The organism is Neisseria sp. P0006.S004 (assembly GCF_051963015.1).
GTDB lineage: Bacteria > Pseudomonadota > Gammaproteobacteria > Burkholderiales > Neisseriaceae > Neisseria.
In genome coordinates this window covers 17,063-32,843 of the sequence record NZ_JBQCUS010000002.1, presented here as the reverse complement: position 1 = coordinate 32,843, position 15,781 = coordinate 17,063, and the positions used below count along the sequence as shown (strand labels likewise).

The 15,781-nt window shown below is 53.8% G+C and carries 18 protein-coding genes and 1 other RNA gene; 6 read left to right on the top strand and 13 right to left on the bottom strand.

Annotation, left to right across the window (positions count from 1 at the left end; translation table 11 throughout):
• Positions 1–68: 68 nt before the first annotated feature.
• Positions 69–1,391, top strand: a complete 1,323-nt coding sequence (gene mltA, locus ACTHR2_RS03155; RefSeq protein ID WP_049344924.1) for a murein transglycosylase A — start codon at positions 69–71, stop codon at positions 1,389–1,391.
• Positions 1,392–1,497: 106 nt separating this feature from the next.
• Here the strand turns inward: mltA and rnpB are convergent.
• The 7 genes from rnpB to ACTHR2_RS03120 form a co-directional block, all read right to left on the bottom strand.
• Positions 1,498–1,859: RNase P RNA component class A (gene rnpB, locus ACTHR2_RS03150), an RNA gene on the bottom strand.
• Between the two features lie 53 nt (positions 1,860–1,912).
• Positions 1,913–2,620, bottom strand: a complete 708-nt coding sequence (locus tag ACTHR2_RS03145; RefSeq protein ID WP_049344923.1) for a hypothetical protein — start codon at positions 2,618–2,620, stop codon at positions 1,913–1,915.
• Positions 2,621–2,674: 54 nt separating this feature from the next.
• Complete coding sequence (locus ACTHR2_RS03140) at positions 2,675–2,908, bottom strand: hypothetical protein (protein WP_049322987.1); 234 nt, start codon at positions 2,906–2,908, stop codon at positions 2,675–2,677.
• A gap of 13 nt (positions 2,909–2,921) precedes the next feature.
• A complete protein-coding gene (ruvA, locus tag ACTHR2_RS03135; protein ID WP_049344922.1) occupies positions 2,922–3,506 on the bottom strand; it encodes a Holliday junction branch migration protein RuvA in 585 nt (194 codons plus the stop codon).
• A 98-nt stretch (positions 3,507–3,604) separates the two neighbouring features.
• Positions 3,605–4,324, bottom strand: a complete 720-nt coding sequence (locus ACTHR2_RS03130; RefSeq protein WP_049344921.1) for a septal ring lytic transglycosylase RlpA family protein — start codon at positions 4,322–4,324, stop codon at positions 3,605–3,607.
• Between the two features lie 48 nt (positions 4,325–4,372).
• Positions 4,373–4,837, bottom strand: coding sequence for a tRNA (uridine(34)/cytosine(34)/5-carboxymethylaminomethyluridine(34)-2'-O)-methyltransferase TrmL (trmL, locus tag ACTHR2_RS03125; RefSeq protein WP_049344920.1), 465 nt, complete (start codon positions 4,835–4,837; stop codon positions 4,373–4,375).
• A 64-nt stretch (positions 4,838–4,901) separates the two neighbouring features.
• On the bottom strand, positions 4,902–5,618 hold the full coding sequence (locus ACTHR2_RS03120; RefSeq protein ID WP_049344919.1) for a ComF family protein: 717 nt from the start codon (positions 5,616–5,618) through the stop codon (positions 4,902–4,904).
• On the opposite strand from ACTHR2_RS03120, the gene bioH reads away from it, so the two are divergent.
• A complete protein-coding gene (gene bioH / locus ACTHR2_RS03115) occupies positions 5,617–6,363 on the top strand; it encodes a pimeloyl-ACP methyl ester esterase BioH (RefSeq protein ID WP_049344918.1) in 747 nt (248 codons plus the stop codon). The genes ACTHR2_RS03120 and bioH overlap by 2 nt on opposite strands.
• Positions 6,364–6,418: 55 nt before the next feature.
• Positions 6,419–7,213: a class I SAM-dependent methyltransferase gene (locus ACTHR2_RS03110; protein WP_049344917.1), complete on the top strand. Its 795-nt coding sequence runs from the start codon at positions 6,419–6,421 to the stop codon at positions 7,211–7,213.
• Positions 7,214–7,358: 145 nt separating this feature from the next.
• Here the strand turns inward: ACTHR2_RS03110 and ACTHR2_RS03105 are convergent, their stop codons facing one another.
• The 3 genes from ACTHR2_RS03105 to ACTHR2_RS03095 all read right to left on the bottom strand — a co-directional run bounded on the left by ACTHR2_RS03105 (position 7,359) and on the right by ACTHR2_RS03095 (position 9,377).
• On the bottom strand, positions 7,359–7,607 hold the full coding sequence (locus ACTHR2_RS03105; protein WP_003686612.1) for a BolA family protein: 249 nt from the start codon (positions 7,605–7,607) through the stop codon (positions 7,359–7,361).
• A gap of 126 nt (positions 7,608–7,733) precedes the next feature.
• Positions 7,734–8,063 carry an FKBP-type peptidyl-prolyl cis-trans isomerase gene (locus tag ACTHR2_RS03100; protein ID WP_094192864.1) on the bottom strand — a complete coding sequence of 110 codons (330 nt, stop codon included), beginning with the start codon at positions 8,061–8,063 and terminating at the stop codon, positions 7,734–7,736.
• 138 nt (positions 8,064–8,201) lie between these two features.
• Entirely contained in the window at positions 8,202–9,377 is a 1,176-nt protein-coding gene (locus ACTHR2_RS03095) for a cytochrome-c peroxidase (protein WP_049333127.1), read from the bottom strand.
• A gap of 381 nt (positions 9,378–9,758) precedes the next feature.
• Here ACTHR2_RS03095 and efeU point away from each other — a divergent pair, with 381 nt between their 5' ends.
• From efeU to efeB, 3 genes are all read left to right on the top strand, one after another.
• Entirely contained in the window at positions 9,759–10,583 is an 825-nt protein-coding gene (gene efeU / locus ACTHR2_RS03090) for an iron uptake transporter permease EfeU (protein ID WP_440375348.1), read from the top strand.
• Positions 10,584–10,595: 12 nt separating this feature from the next.
• Entirely contained in the window at positions 10,596–11,762 is a 1,167-nt protein-coding gene (gene efeO, locus ACTHR2_RS03085; RefSeq protein ID WP_049335642.1) for an iron uptake system protein EfeO, read from the top strand.
• A gap of 134 nt (positions 11,763–11,896) precedes the next feature.
• Entirely contained in the window at positions 11,897–13,162 is a 1,266-nt protein-coding gene (gene efeB, locus ACTHR2_RS03080) for an iron uptake transporter deferrochelatase/peroxidase subunit (protein ID WP_070504079.1), read from the top strand.
• A 73-nt stretch (positions 13,163–13,235) separates the two neighbouring features.
• Here the strand turns inward: efeB and ACTHR2_RS03075 are convergent, their stop codons facing one another.
• The 3 genes from ACTHR2_RS03075 to ACTHR2_RS03065 all read right to left on the bottom strand — a co-directional run bounded on the left by ACTHR2_RS03075 (position 13,236) and on the right by ACTHR2_RS03065 (position 15,738).
• A complete protein-coding gene (locus tag ACTHR2_RS03075) occupies positions 13,236–13,703 on the bottom strand; it encodes a CinA family protein (protein ID WP_440375347.1) in 468 nt (155 codons plus the stop codon).
• Between the two features lie 76 nt (positions 13,704–13,779).
• The gene (locus ACTHR2_RS03070) at positions 13,780–14,625 is read right to left on the bottom strand and encodes a mechanosensitive ion channel family protein (RefSeq protein WP_440375346.1); all 846 of its coding nucleotides are present in this window, start codon (positions 14,623–14,625) and stop codon (positions 13,780–13,782) included.
• A gap of 111 nt (positions 14,626–14,736) precedes the next feature.
• Entirely contained in the window at positions 14,737–15,738 is a 1,002-nt protein-coding gene (locus tag ACTHR2_RS03065) for a thiamine ABC transporter substrate-binding protein (protein ID WP_101755634.1), read from the bottom strand.
• Positions 15,739–15,781 lie beyond the last annotated feature (43 nt).

The following is a 15,781-nucleotide window of genomic DNA, read 5'->3' as shown; positions in this document are numbered from 1 at the left end:
CAGCACTTTCCAACATAGGCCGTCTGAAAAATCGCTTTCAGACGGCCTTTCGACACGCTATTGATTTCATGAAAAAACATTTGTACCGCATTACGCTCGTCAGCATTGCCGCGGCCATTCTTGCCGCCTGTCCGAGCAAAAGCATTAAAAACCTCCCCGAAACCGACACCAGCGTTATCAAAGGCCCTGACCGCCCCACCGGTACGCCCGATCCCGTCGGTACGACAGTGAGCGGGGGAGGAGCAAACTACACCGTAGTTTCCTACAACGAATTGCCGCACTGGGACCTCCAACACTTTACCAAAAGCCTGCAATCTTTCCGTTTAGGCTGTGAAAAACTTAAAAACCGCCAAGGCTGGCAGGACGTTTGTATCCAGGCCATGCAAACACCGGTGCACCATTTCCAAGCCAAGCACTTTTTCGAGCGCTATTTCACCGCATGGCGCGTCGATAACGGCGGCAATCCTGCCGGCACCATTACCGGTTATTACGAACCGGTCCTGCGCGGCGACGACAAATCCACGAGCCAATCCCGTTTCCCTATTTACGGCATTCCGAACGATTTTGTTTCCGTTCCGCTGGCTGCAAACTTGAGGGGCAGCAAAGCCACCGTCCGCATCCGCCAAACCGGCCCAAACAGCGGCGTCATCGACAACAGCGGCGCATACACGGCCGACTTGTCCAGATTCCCGATTACAGCACGCAGCACCGCGCTGAAAGGCCGTTTTGAAGGCAGCCGTTTCGTTCCTTACTACACCCGCAGCCAAATCAACGGCGGCGCGCTTAACGGCAAAGCGCCGATTTTGGGTTACGCAGATGATCCGGTCGAACTTTTCTTTATGCACATTCAAGGTTCAGGCCGTCTGAAAACGCCGTCCGGCAAATACATCCGTGTCGGATTTGCCGATAAAAACGAACATCCGTATGTTTCCATCGGCCGCTATATGGCGGACAAAGGCTATCTGCCGCTGGGTCAGACCAGCATGCAGGGCATCAAGGCCTATATGAAGCAAAACCCCGGCCGCCTTGCCGAAGTTTTGGGACAAAACCCAAGCTACGTCTTCTTCCGCGAGCTGACCGGCAGCGGCGATTCCGGCCCGGTGGGCGCATTGGGTACGCCGTTGATGGGCGAATACGCCGGTGCCATCGACCGCCACTACATCACGCTTGGCGCACCGTTATTCGTCGCCACTGCCCATCCGATCACCAAAAAAGCCCTCAACCGCTTAATTATGGCGCAAGATACCGGCAGCGCGATTAAAGGCGCAGTCCGTGTGGATTATTTCTGGGGCTATGGCGACGAAGCAGGCGAAGTGGCCGGTAAAATGAAAACCACCGGCTATGTATGGCAGCTCCTGCCCAACGGCATGAAACCGGAATACCGTCCATAAACAGCGGTTTAAAAAAGGCCGTCTGAAACCAAGATTCAGGTTTCAGACGGCCTTTTTATTTCTATAAAAATGCGGCAGGTTTTAAAAACCTGCCGCGGTATGGGGACATACAGCTCGGACGGTAAGCCGGGTTCTGTCGCGGACAGTCATTCCTCTAGGCACATCATTGCTGGTGTGCTCAAGCAACCTACCCGAACGCTCGGCGAGCAGCGTCATCGCGTTCTGTTTGGTCTTGCTCCGAATGGGGTTTAGCCTGCTGCGCTTTGTTACCAAATGCACGGTGCGCTCTTACCGCACCTTTTCACCCTTACCTGTTTTGCCCGAAGGCAATCATCGGCGGTATTGCTTTCTGTTCCACTTTCCGTCGCGTTGCCGCGCCCGGCCGTTAGCCGGCATTCTGCTCTGTGGAGCCCGGACTTTCCTCCCCGTATGCCTTACGCGATACGCGGCGACTGTCTGTCCGACCTGTATGAGGTGCGGATTATAACACAGCCGCTATAAGGTTCAGACGGCCTAAATATTTATTTTTTCTTTTTAAATGCTATTTCGGTCAAACCCAATTCCTGTGCTTTTTTGCGGACTGCGGATTCGGGCATTTCGCGTGCCAGGCGGCTGGTGCAGTATTCGGTCATGGTGGTGGCGCAGGCTTTGAAGTTGCCGGTAAAGTCGCTGGCGGCACTTAAAAACGGGATGAGGCGGCCGGCCATGATTTCTTCGGCCGGTGCGTCTGTTTGGGCGGATACGCGTCCGGACTCGACCGCCGAGAAGATTTGTTCGGTAAAGCGTCGGACGAAGTTTGCTTCTGTTTGGCAGTCTTGGAAGGCGGTGTTTTCGTGTTGGCAGACGAGGGTAACTTCGCCTTCTGCTTCTTGCAGCGGTTCGGCCAAATCGAGTTTGAGGGTTTGCTTGTCGGTTTGCAGCCAGGCGGTGCGGCCTTGGGTTTTGATGATTTTGCCGTAAACGCCGATGGCATCGTTTTGGGGGATGTTTTTCTGTTCGGCAAGTTGCTGGGCCGAGAATAAGGGGGCTTGTTCGGCAAATGCGCCGCCGGTTTCGTGTTTGAAGTAGGCGGCGAGGTCTTGTTTGATGAGGGCTTGGGTCAACAGTTTTTCGCCTTCGGTCAGGCGGTGTGCGAAGCCGTGTGTTTTGGGGGCGGATGCGGCATCCGTGGTCTTGGCGTCCGGTGTGCAGGCGCTCAGGAGTAAAAGCAGGGGAAGGATGTATTTCATGGTTGGTCTCTCAACAGGCCGTCTGAACCTATGGTTTCAAACGGTCAGCATTGTTTATCGATAACGATAAACCCGGCGGGGATAAACGGGATAGGCCGGGTAATTGCGGACGGGTTCGCTGTCTTGATAGATGACGGTCGTCCCGGGCGGGGCGTTGATGGTCACGGTTTTGTTGACGGTGGTTTGCGCGTGGACGGGCAGGTCTAAGACGGCGGTGCGCCCGTACGGAGTCTCGGTATAAACGCACGCGCTTAGAAGCAAGGCGGCACTCAGGACGGCGGTTTTCATGTTTCAGACGGCCTTATTTGAGCAGGTTTTTTAAGGCCAGGCGCACGCCTTCGCCGACTTCCGTGCCTTTGGGAATGCCTTTGGTGGCGGCTTTGGCTTCGCGTTCGTTGTAGCCGAGGGCAAGCAGGGTGTTGATGATGTCTTGGCTTTCGTCGGCAACGGCATCAGGGGCAAACAGGCCGTCTGAAACGGTATGGGACACGAGTTTGCCGCGCAGTTCCAACACCATGCGTTCGGCGGTTTTTTTGCCGATGCCGGGGGCGGAGGAGAGGCGTTTGACGTCTTCTTCGGCGACGGCTTGCGCCAGCTCGTCGGCATTCATGGCCGACAAGATGCCCAATGCAGTTTTGGCACCGATGCCGCTGACTTTGACCAGTTGGCGGAAGGTGGCGCGCTCCTCGGCCGAGGCGAATCCAAACAGCAAATGCGCGTCTTCGCGGACGACAAGCTGGATGTAGAGATGGACGGTTTCGCCAACGGGGGGCAGGTTGTAGAAAGTCTGCATGGAAACGTCGGCTTCATAACCGACGCCGTTGACGTCGATAACGACCTGCGGCGGATTTTTCTCAATCAATTTACCTGTGAGCCTGCTGATCATGGTGTTCCCCTGTGATTAAAAAAGGCCGTCTGAAACCTTGCAATCGGGTTTCAGACGGCCTTGTATTGTATCAAACTTCAGCGCTAACGCGGACGAAATCAGATGGCGGATACCAGATTCAGATGACGGGCGCGTTCGCCTGCTTCGGCGGCACGTTCTTGGCTGCTGAACGGACCCATTTTGACAACGTATTCGTAGTTGCGTTTTTCCAGCATGACTTTGCTGTCCGACGGCAGGCTTTGTGCGGCTTGGTTCAGATAAGCCTGCGCTTCACGTTGGGTACCGAAGGATTTCAAATCAACAAAAAATTCTTTGTTGTTTGGGGAAATAATGGTTTGAGCGGCGGTTTGGTCGGGGATGATTTGCTCAACTTTGACGTTGGCCGTGCCTTGGTTGATGAAACCCAATTGTTGGGCGGCGGCTTTGGAAACATCGATGACGCGGTTGCCGTGGAAAGGGCCGCGGTCGTTGACGCGGACGATGACACTTTTGCCGTTTTGCATATTGGTCACGCGTGCGTAGCTGGGAATAGGGAGGGTTTTGTGGGCGGCGGAGAGGGCGTTCATATTGTAACGCTCGCCGCTGGAAGTTTTACGGCCGTGGAATTGGTTGCCGTACCATGAGGCTTTGCCGGTTTGGCTGAAAGAGGAAACTTGGATCAGCGGCGTGTAGCGTTTGCCGGCAACTTTGTAACTGCGGTTGGCAGAAGGATGCAGTTTTTCGACTCGGACCACGCTGTCGGCAACGGCGGCATTGATGGAAAGGACGCCGATGGTGGCGGCGGCTAAGGAAAGGAGGGTTTTTTTGGTAAAAGTCAAAACGGGTTCCGTTCTTGAGTTGATAACGCAGCGGTTTCAGACGGCCTGCTATACGCCGCCGGCAAAACCGTTTTGTCGCCATGCTTCAAACAGAATCACGGCGACAGTATTGGAAAGATTCATGCTCCTGCTGCCGGGCATCATCGGCAGGCGGATTTTTTGTCCGGCAGGCAGGCTATCGAGAATTTCGGCAGGCAGGCCACGCGTTTCGGGACCAAACAGCAACACGTCGCCTTCGCGGAAGGAAACTTCGTCGGGGCGGGTAGAGCCTTTGGTGGTCAGCGCGAAAATGCGGCGGCCTTCGAGTGCCTTGAGGCAGTCTTCGAAATTCTCATGTACCGTCAGTTTGGCAAACTCGTGATAATCCAAACCCGCGCGTTTCATTTTGGACGAATCCAGCGGAAAACCAAGCGGCTTGACCAAGTGCAAATCGGCACTGGTATTGGCGCACAGGCGGATGATATTGCCCGTATTGGGCGGGATTTCGGGTTGGTACAAAACTATGGTAAACATATAAATCAATCACTTATAGAGTGGCATAATGCCGAAATGTTCCATGGGTGTCAAAAACTTTAAGCTATTTTTTCATTGGCGGCCGCGCCAAGCTCCAGCAAAAAATCTTACCTGCGCCTGATTTTTTCAGCGTTTTCGCCAATTCGTCCAAAGTCGAACCGGTGGTGAAGACATCGTCAATTAACAGAATATTACACGCCTTCGGCAATTCGGCTTTGATTTTAAATGCATTCTTGATATTTCGCCGACGTTCGTCGCTTTTTAGCGTACTTTGCGGCTCGCCATGCCGTCTGAAAACTGCGTGGCGCGGCAGCAGCGTCCAGCCGTAGCGTTTTGCCAAAATATCCGTCAACGCCTCGCTTTGGTTGAATCCGCGCTTGAGCCGCCGCTCTTTGCTCAAAGGCATGGGCAGGACGAAATCGAAGTGTTCCGTCGCCAGCCAGCCGGGTGCGTTTTGGCACATCAAATCCGCCAACGGACGGCTCATGCCCAAGTCGGCCAAGTGTTTCAGCTCGCGTATCATGCTGCTGACGGGCGGTTCGTAATACAGCGAGGCCCACATTCTATCAAATGCGGGCGGCTTTTTCTGGCAACTGCCGCACACCGCCCCGCCCGCGACATGGCGGAAACACAAAGGGCAGCTTTGTGCCGCGTCGATAAAATATTCCGTCAAATCGTTTGCGCAGCCTTTGCAAAGGCCGTCTGAAACGGAATCGTGGCATAATACGCAACGTCGCGCATTGAGCTGTTTCAAACTGCGCCACCAAGAAAGAACATTCATGCCACACTCCGCCAAAAAAGTTTATCTGATACACGGTTGGGCGGCGAACCGCCATGTATTCGACGATTTAATACCGCGCCTGCCTGCCGATTGGGACGTCCGCGCGCTTGATTTACCCGGACACGGCGATGCGCCTTTTACCGAGCCGTTTGATATTGCCGCCGTTGCCGAAGCCTTCGCCGGACAAATCGATACGCCGGCACACATTCTCGGCTGGTCGCTGGGCGGACTGGTTGCCCTGTATCTGACTGCGCTTTATCCCGACAAAATCCAATCGCTCTGCCTGACGGCAAGTTTTGCCCGATTGATTGCCGACACGGATTATCCCGAAGGCTTGGCACAACCTGCCTTGGGCAAGATGGTCGGCGCATTCCAGCAGGATTATGCCAAACATATTAAACAGTTTCTACAACTGCAACTGCTGCACACGCCCCATTCCGGCGAAATCTTAAACCGGGTGCTGCCCGATTTGGCGCGCTGCGGCACGCCTTCCGCCTTACAGGCCGCGCTTGAAGCGGTCAACCATGCCGATGCGCGTCCGTTGTTGCCGCTGATTCAAACGCCGTCATTGCTGGTGTTTGGACAAAAAGACGCCATCACGCCGCCGCGCATGGGCGAATATTTACACCGCCATTTGAGCAACAGCGAGCTGGTCCTTATAGACAAAGCCGCACACGCGCCCTTTTTAAGCCATGCCGACGAATTTGCCGAAACCTACCGCAATTTTGTCGAAAAGGCCGTCTGAAACAGACTTAAACCATAAAAACATTGTCGGGCAAAGCCCGCTGACACGACCCACCATGACCGAACAAGACAAACGCTGGCAGATTCACCGCCATCTCGCCCAAGACACCGACGAGCGCCTGCAGCTGGTCCGCAATGCACCCAAACGCATCATGCTGATTGGTGCCGATGCCGACATCAGCCGCAGCCTGCTGGCCGCGCGTTATCCCGATGCCGTGTTTGAAGAATACGATCCGAATGCCGATTTTTTGAAAACCGCCGCCGCCGCGCGCAAAGGCGGTTTCTGGCAGAAGCTGACCGGCAAAACCATCCCGCAGCATTGCCAAGCCCTGACCGCGCCGTTGCCCGAAGCATCCGCTGATATGTTGTGGGCCAACCTCAGCCTCAGCCGCGCCGACGATATTTTGCCGGTATTGAAAAACTGGGCCGCTGCTTTGAAAACCGACGGATTATTGTTTTTCACGCACTTTGGCCGCGACAGCCTGACCGAACTGACAGGCCGTCTGAACCATGAAGGCATCGAATGCGAAGCGCCCACGCTGATTGATATGCACGACTTGGGCGATATGCTCGCCGACAACGGCTTTTACGATCCGGTAACCGACACGGCCAAGCTTGAGTTGGGCTATAAAAAAGCTGCGACGTTTTGGCAGGACATGGAAACCTTGGGATTGTGGAATGCGTTGAAGTTCAGCAATCCGCAAGCGGCCAAGGAATGTGTGGATAAGATTTTTGCCAACGAAGGCCGTCTGAACATCACGCTTGAAACCGTGTACGGCCATGCCGTGAAAAAATTGGTGTTGCCGCAAGGGGAGAATGTGGTGCAGTTTTTCCCGAAACGGCAGGGCTAGTTTGGCGGTTGTGCCGGTAGGGTTTACACCGAGATTGCGTATTGTGGAATGCGGTTTGGCGTTTGTATCGATTGCCTGTGCTGTTTAATATGTATGAAAAAGGCCGTCTGAAAACTTTTCAGACGGCCTTTTATTTGATTCCTAATTAAGCCTGCTTGGCAGCCCATTCGGCCGGAGTGGCAGCAACGGAAATCGACAGCGCGTGTAATTCGTTGCTTTCGAGTTGCGGCTTGAGGCCGTCTTTAATCAGGCGGTGACGGGCGAGGCGGGCTTTGCCTTCAAATGAGGAGGAAACGATGACGGCGAAGAAGTGATGGCCGTCGCCTTCGACTTCGACGTGTTCGCAAGGGGTAACGCCTTCAATCAGGGTTTTGACTTGTTCGGGTAAAAGCATGGGGGTTCCTTGGGAAATGGTTTGCTTGTAAAAGAGGGCATTATACCGAATCTTGATAAAAACAGGCCGTCTGAAAAACCAAACTTCGGATTTCAGACGGCCTCGGTCTTTTGAAGCGTCAAATGCTTATTCGTACACTTTCAGCAGCTCGACTTCAAAAATCAAGGTTGCGTGCGGAGGAATCACGCCGCCGGCACCGTGTGCGCCGTAGCCCATTTCGGAAGGAATGGTCAGCTTGCGTTTGCCGCCTTCTTTCATGCCGCCGAAGCCTTCGTCCCAGCCTTTAATCACTTGGCCGACGCCCAGAGTGATGGTCAGCGGTTGACGGCGGTCGAGGCTGGAGTCGAATTTGGTACCGTCTTCCAACCAGCCGGTGTAATGTACGGTGATTTCTTTGCCTTTGACGGCTTCTTTGCCGTGGCCTTCTTGCAAGTCTTCAATAATCAGGCTCATGATGTTCCTTTCGGATGTATGGTGAAAATCGGCTCAAGATTACCATATTGTGCGCAATCGTGAAACAAAGCTGCCCATATGGCCGGCAGCAAAAAGGCCGTCTGAAACGGATTTTCAGACGGCCTTGTTTTATGCTAACCCTTATTTGTTGTCAGGTTGGGATTTGACATCGTGGGAGACGGGCAGCTCAGGCATGGTTCGGGCAGACTCCGGAACATTGCCGGAAAGGGCTTTCAAGAAGGCAACGATGTTTTCAGTGTCTTCCGGAGCCAGGGTTTTACCCAATTGAGCTTTCGCCATGATGTTGACGGCTTTATCCAATTCCCAAACGCTGCCGTTGTGGAAGTATGGATAGGTACGTTCAACGTTTCTCAAGCCGGGAACACGGAAGAAGAATTCGTCTTCAGCTTTTTTGGTTACGTCCGCACGGCCTTTGTCGTGTTTAGGATCGTCGATGTGTTTCCAGTAAGGACCATCCACCAAACCGAATTTTTGGAACATGGTACCGCCCAAGTTGACGCCGTTGTGACAAGCGATACAGCCGTTGTCCATAAATGCGCGTACGCCTTTGCGTTCTTGTTCGCTCAGGGCAGATACGTTGCCTTTCAGGTAGTCGTCCCAACGGGTCGGAGTCAGCAGGGTACGTTCAAACGCGCCCAATGCAGTGGTGATGTTTTTAAAGGAAACCGCGCCGTCTTCAGGGAATGCGGCTTTGAATTTTTCTTGGTATTCAGGGATACCGGCGATTTTGGCGGCGGCATCGGCTTCGGTCGCGTTGGCCATTTCAACCGGGTTGAGCAATGGGCCGCCGGCTTGTTCTTCCACATCGGCGGCACGGCCGTCCCAGAATTGGCTTCCCAACAAGGCGGCATTCAGGGCAGTCGGGGGGTTACGGGCGCCGAATTGGCTTTTGTGGCCCGCGCTGGTCGGCATGTTGTCTACGCCAGCAGTTGCCAAGTTGTGGCAGGAGTTACAGCTGACGGTGTTGCCTTTGGACAGGCGGGTTTCGTACCAAAGTTGTTGGCCGAGTTTGACCTGCTCTTCGGTAAACGGACGGATTTTTTGCATTTCGGCCGCATCAGGCAAAGGTTTGAACACGGTTTGCGCGCGTTCCAACAGGGCTTTGTCTTCGGCAGAAACATCGGCGGAATTTTGAGGGGCCGAAACAGCGGCGGTGCTTGCGGCAGCATCGGCAGCGCTCGCGGCAGAAGCCGCTTGAGGGGTTTCGGTTGTTTGAGCCGTTTTCTCGCCGCAGGCGGTCAGCGCGGCAGAAACGGCCAAAGCCAAAGCGATTTGGTGGAGTTTTAAACGTGGCATAGGAGGGTTCCTTTGTTATGCGTTTGTTATGTCATGGATTGCTGATTGCACCAGCAATATGCCAACTATAAAAGATAAGGTGGTTTTAATTTTTATTGTAAATCAACCTTTTAATTTTGATAAATTTTGAAAATATAACCGATAGAGAATTTTATACCATGAAACTTTTTTATTATTGCTTTACAATTAGTTATGGTTTTTAAGGCCGTCTGAAAAAACAAAATTCAGACGGCCTTTTAGTTTTTATTGATTACGTTCGTTATTTTCTTTTAAAAAATCTTAATAAATATAGGGGTATTAAAAAATGAAAATAATTTGCGTTATTAAGCGTAAAGCGTTATAAATGCGTTAACAAATGAACGTTTCACTTTAGAGTTTTTTATGCTGATTGCTTTCTTGATTATGCTGCGCGAGGGCATCGAAGCCGCCCTGATCGTCGGCATTGTTGCCAGTTTTTTGAAACAGTCGGGACACAGCGAGCTGATGCCGAAGGTTTGGCTGGGCGTGTTTTTGGCTGCGGCCATGTGTTTGGGTATCGGTTACGGCATTCATTCCATTACGGGCGAGATTCCGCAAAAAGAACAGGAATTGGTGGTTGGCGTTATCGGCCTGGTGGCCGTAGCGATGCTGACGTACATGATTTTGTGGATGAAGAAGGCCGCGCGTTCGATGAAACAGCATCTGCAGGATTCGGTTCAGACGGCCTTGAACCGTGGCAGCGGCCAGGGCTGGGCCTTGGTCGGCATGGCGTTTTTGGCCGTGGCGCGCGAAGGTTTGGAAAGTGTGTTTTTCCTGCTGGCCGTGTTCCAGCAAAGCCCGACGTGGTCTATGCCGATAGGCGCGGTGTTGGGGCTGTTGGCGGCGGTTGTCATCGGTACGCTGATTTATCAGGGCGGTATGCGCCTGAACTTGGCGAAGTTTTTCCGTTGGACGGGCGCGTTTCTGATTGTGGTGGCGGCCGGTCTGCTGGCCGGTTCATTTCGTGCGCTGCATGAGGCCGGCGTATGGAATGTGATGCAGGACATCGCTTTCGACACCTCGAAATATTTGCATGAAGACAGCCCTTTAGGCGTGCTGCTCGGCGGTTTCTTCGGCTATACCGACCATCCGACCGAAGGCGAAGTCCTGATTTGGCTGCTGTATCTGGTTCCCGTCATGATTTGGTTTTTGCGCGGCAGTGCGCCAGCAAAAACGTTAACTAAATAAAAAGGAATGAAAATGAAAAAATTCAATCTGACTGCTTTGTCCGTAATGTTGGCTCTGGGTTTGACCGCGTGTCAGCCGCCTGAAGCCGAAAAAGCCGCGCCTGCCGCTTCAGGCGCATCCGCTGCCGCCAATGCCGACGGTTCGGTCAATATCGGCGTGAACGATACTGCTTGTGAACCAATGGAATTGACCGTCCCCAGCGGCCAAGTCGTGTTCAATATTAAAAACGACAGCGGCCGCAAGCTGGAATGGGAAATCCTGAAAGGCGTGATGGTGGTGGACGAGCGTGAAAACATCGCCCCGGGTTTATCCGACAAAATGACCGTTACCCTGCTGCCGGGCGAATATGAAATGACTTGCGGCCTGTTGACCAATCCGCGCGGTAAGCTGATTGTTACCGACAGCGGCTTCAAAGATACTGCCAACGAAGCGGATTTGGAAAAACTGTCCCAACCGCTCGCCGACTATAAAGCTTACGTTCAAGGCGAGGTTAAAGAGCTGGTGGCGAAAACCAAAACCTTTACCGAAGCCGTTAAAGCCGGCGACATTGAAAAGGCCAAATCCCTGTTTGCCGCCACCCGCGTCCATTACGAACGTATCGAACCGATTGCCGAGCTTTTCAGCGAACTCGACCCCGTCATCGATGCGCGTGAAGACGACTTCAAAGACGGTGCGAAAGATGCCGGATTTACCGGCTTCCACCGTATCGAACACGCCCTTTGGGTAGAAAAAGACGTATCCGGCGTGAAGGAAATTGCAGCCAAACTGATGACCGATGTCGAAGCACTACAAAAAGAAATCGACGCATTGGCATTCCCTCCGGGTAAGGTGGTCGGCGGCGCGTCCGAACTGATTGAAGAAGTGGCCGGCAGCAAAATCAGCGGCGAAGAAGACCGTTACAGCCATACCGACTTGAGCGACTTCCAAGCCAATGTGGAAGGCTCCAAAAAAATCGTTGATTTGTTCCGTCCGCTGATCGAAGCCAAAGACAAAGCGTTGTTGGAAAAAACCGATGCCAACTTCAAACAGGTTGAAGACATTTTGGCGAAATACAAAACCCCGAACGGTTTCGAGCTGTATGACAAACTGAGCGAAGAAGACCGCAAAGCCCTGCAGGCGCCGATTAATGCCTTGGCAGAAGACTTGGCCAAACTGCGCGGCATTTTGGGTTTGAAATAAGATAACGCGTTTTCAGACGGCCTTTGGATATTGAAAGGCCGTCTGAATCTTATTGCCGCCCACACAAATATGCTTGAAAACCGACCTTACTTCACACGATTGCAATCTTTCCGTTCTCTGCCAAGGAGCAGACCATGAGCCAAAACAAACAACCGGCACAACCCGAAAAACGAACCCTTTTCAAAACTGCCCTTGCCGCCGGCGCCATCGGCGTTGCCGGTTATTTTGCCGGTAAAAAACAAGGCGAAGCCGCCGCCGAAACCCAAAACAACCAACATTCCGAGCTGGCCTATCCGTGTTACGGCGAGCATCAGGCAGGCATCGTTACGCCACACCAGCTCTTCGGCATTATGTGTGCCTTTGACGTTACCGCCAAAGACGCCAAACAACTTGAAAACCTGTTCCGCACACTGACCGCCCGCATCGAATTCCTCACCCAAGGCGGCGAATACCAAGACGGCGACGACAAACTCCCGCCTGCAGGCAGCGGCATCCTCGGCAAACAATTCCGCCCCGATGGGCTGACGGTTACCGTCGGCGTCGGCAGCAGCCTCTTTGACGATCGCTTCGGCCTCAAAGACAAAAAGCCGAAACACCTACAAGAAATGCGCGACTTTCCTAACGACAAACTCCAAAAATCTTGGTGCGACGGCGACCTCAGCCTACAAATTTGCGCGTTTTCCCCTGAAACCTGTCAAGCCGCCCTGCGCGACATCATCAAAAACACCGCCCAGTTTGCCGTCATCCGTTGGAGCATAGACGGTTGGCTGCCTAAAGCCGAACCCGGCGCCATTGCCGCGCGCAATCTTTTAGGTTTCCGCGACGGCTCCGGCAATCCCAAAGTCGAAGATCCCAAAGTCGCCGATCAAGTCCTGTGGACAGGCGTTGCCGCCAACAGCTTGGACGAACCGGCATGGGCGAAAAACGGCAGCTATCAGGCCGTCCGCCTCATCCGCCACTTTGTCGAGTTTTGGGACCGCACCCCGATGCAGGAACAAACCGATATTTTCGGCCGGCGCAAATACAGCGGCGCGCCTATGGACGGTAAAAAAGAGGGCGACACCGCCGATTTCGCCAAAGACCCCGACGGCAAAATCACGCCCAAAGACAGCCATATGCGCCTTGCCAATCCGCGCGATCCGGAGTTCATGAAAAAACACCTGCTCTACCGCCGCGCCTTCAACTATTCGCGCGGCCTTGCCGCCAACGGCCAGCTCGATGTCGGCTTGGTGTTCATCTGTTATCAGGCCAACCTTGCCGACGGCTTCATCTTCGTGCAAAACCTGCTCAACGGCGAGCCGCTGGAGGAATACATCAGCCCGTTTGGCGGTGGCTATTTCTTCGTCCTGCCGGGTGTCGAAAAAGGCAGCTTCCTCGGCAAAGAGCTTTTGGGCGTATAAATCCGCCGATGGTTTGAATCGATAAATAAAAAGGCCGTCTGAAACCTGATTTCAGACGGCCTGAGTTTTTCTATCAAACCAAATGTTCCACCAAGAAAGCCAATGCGTATTCGACGGCTTGCGCCCTTACTGCTTCGCGATCGCCTGTGAATAGCGCGGTTTGCTCAAACGAACCTTCGGGCGTGGCCAGGCCGAACCAGACTGTGCCGACCGGTTTGGCCGCGCTGCCGCCGCCGGGGCCGGCGATGCCGGAAATACTCAAGGCGTAATCTGCCTGCGCGACGGCTTTTGCGCCGCGTGCCATTTCATAGACGGTCTCGCGGCTAACCGCGCCGTGTTTCAGCAAGGTGTCGGGCATGACGCCCAGACGCTCCTGCTTGGCTTGGTTGCTGTATGTGACGAAGCTTTGATGAAACCACTGCGAGCTGCCGGGAATGGAAGTCAGCGCACCTGCAAGCAGGCCGCCGGTGCAGGACTCGGCGCAGGTAACGGTTTGACGGTGGCTGGTCAGGTGTTCGGCGATGGTTTGCAGGTGGGACATGGCGGCTCCTTAGGGAAAAGGGTAAAACCGGGCAGGCGCTTGGCCCGCCGGATTTCAGACGGCCTGAAAGCTGAAATCAGGCTTTCGGCTGGATGAGGTGGACATCGCGTTGCGGGAACGGGATGTTGATGTTGGCGGCACGCAGGTTTTCAACTACTTGCTCGTTCAGGGCGAATCGGAACGGGCCGAGATTTTCTTCTTGCGTCCACGCCCAAAGGGTGATTTCGATGGCGCTGTCGCCAAGGTTGGTAATGTATACGACGGCAGGTCGTTCTTCGGTTTGAACACACAATGGATGCTCGGTTGCCGCTCTCAATACGGCGGCTTTGGCGGCTTTCAAGTCGCAGGCGTAGTCGACGCCGACAACGACTTGGGCGCGGCACAGGGGCAGGGAGGAGCGGTTGGTGATGCTGTTGGTCATGACCACGCTGTTGGGCAGGACGACTTCTTCGTTGTCCGGCGTGCTTAAAGAGGTCTGCACCATTTTGATTTCGCGGACGATGCCTTCAAAACCGTTGACGCGGATAAAGTCGCCGACTTTAAACGGGCGGAACAGGATAATCAGCGCGCCGGCAGCGAAGTTGGACAGTTGGTCTTTCAAAGATAAAGCCACGGCCAAGCCTGCGCCGCCGATCAGGGCGGTTACGGAAGTGGTCGGGATGCCGAGTTTGCCCAGTGCGGCGATGATGACGAGGATCAGCAGGCCGATGTTGGCGACGTTGCCGAGGAAGCTGACCAGTGTTTTATCGACTTTGGCGCGTGTCAGCGCAGCTTTCATCAGTGTTACCAAGCGTGTGGCGATCCAGCGGCCGATAAAGAAGATGGCTAAGGCAGCCAGCAGGTTGGTACCGAAAGACATGCCGGTTTGGGCGAGTTGTTCCCAGCCGGAGAACGAAGAGAGGACTTGAAGATCGAAATTCATAATTGTGTGTGCGTGTGAAGTTGTTTAAAAGATTATTGTAAAACAAGGCCGTCTGAAAAACTAATGATTTGTTTTTTCAGACGGCCTTGATGTGTTTTTAAGTTTTTCGGTTTAACGTAAAACGGTTTTGCTCCAACGGCTCACCCATTGTTTTTGTTTGGTGTTGATGTCGGCGCGGTTGGGGGAATCGCTGTGTTTCGGGGTTTGGGCAAACTCGAATACTTTGGGCAGCGGTGTGTTTTTGACTGCCGGATAGACCCACATTTCGGCAGGCAGGGCTTTTTGCACTTCACCGCTTTGCAGCCAGCTCACCAGTTTGGCTGCCAGCTCGGGTTGTTTTGCGCCTTTCAAAACGGCCGCGCCTTCAACTTGGCGGAATGTGCCGCCTTTGAGGAAGAGGTTGCCGGTGGGCGGGGTGCTGTATTTGCCTTTGGAGTAGTGGACCTCGGCCGCCGGGCTGGTGGCATAGCTGACCACGAGGGGATAGGCGCCGCCGTTTTGGGTGAAGTCGGTGTAGTAGGCTTCGCTCCAGCCTTTGGCAACTTTCACGCCGTTTTGGCGCATTTGCGCCCACCATTTGAATGCGCCTTCTTCACCCATGCCGCCGATGTTGGCCAAGAGGAAGGAGAGGCCGGGCGAAGATGTGGCGGGAGACGGGGTCACCAGAAGGTTTTTATATTCCGGTTTGGTCAGGTCTTGCAGGGTTTGCGGCAGGGGCAGTTTTTTCTGTTCAAACCATTTTTTGTCGTAGTTAATGGCAACATAGGCGTAATCAACGGCCAGTGCATCAGGCAGGGAAGCGGTTACGGGCGCGGATTTGGGTTGGCTGGCGGCGAGGATGCCGGCGGCTTTGGCTTTGCCGATGTTGGCGTTGTCCAAACCGTAAACCGCATCGGCAATCGGGTTGGCCTTGCTCAAAATCAGCTTGTTGAGCATTTCGTTGCCGCTGCCTGCCTTGATGACGGACACTTTGGCATCATTGGCTTTTTCAAATTGCGCGATGACGGATTGGGGCAGGCTGAAGGATTTGTGCACGGCCAAACGCACTTCGGTTTGGGCGTACAGGTTTGCCGAAGCCAGCAACAGGGCGAGGACGGATAATTTCAGTTTCATTCTCTTTCCTTTGTACGGGTAAAATATGAAATATCATAACAAA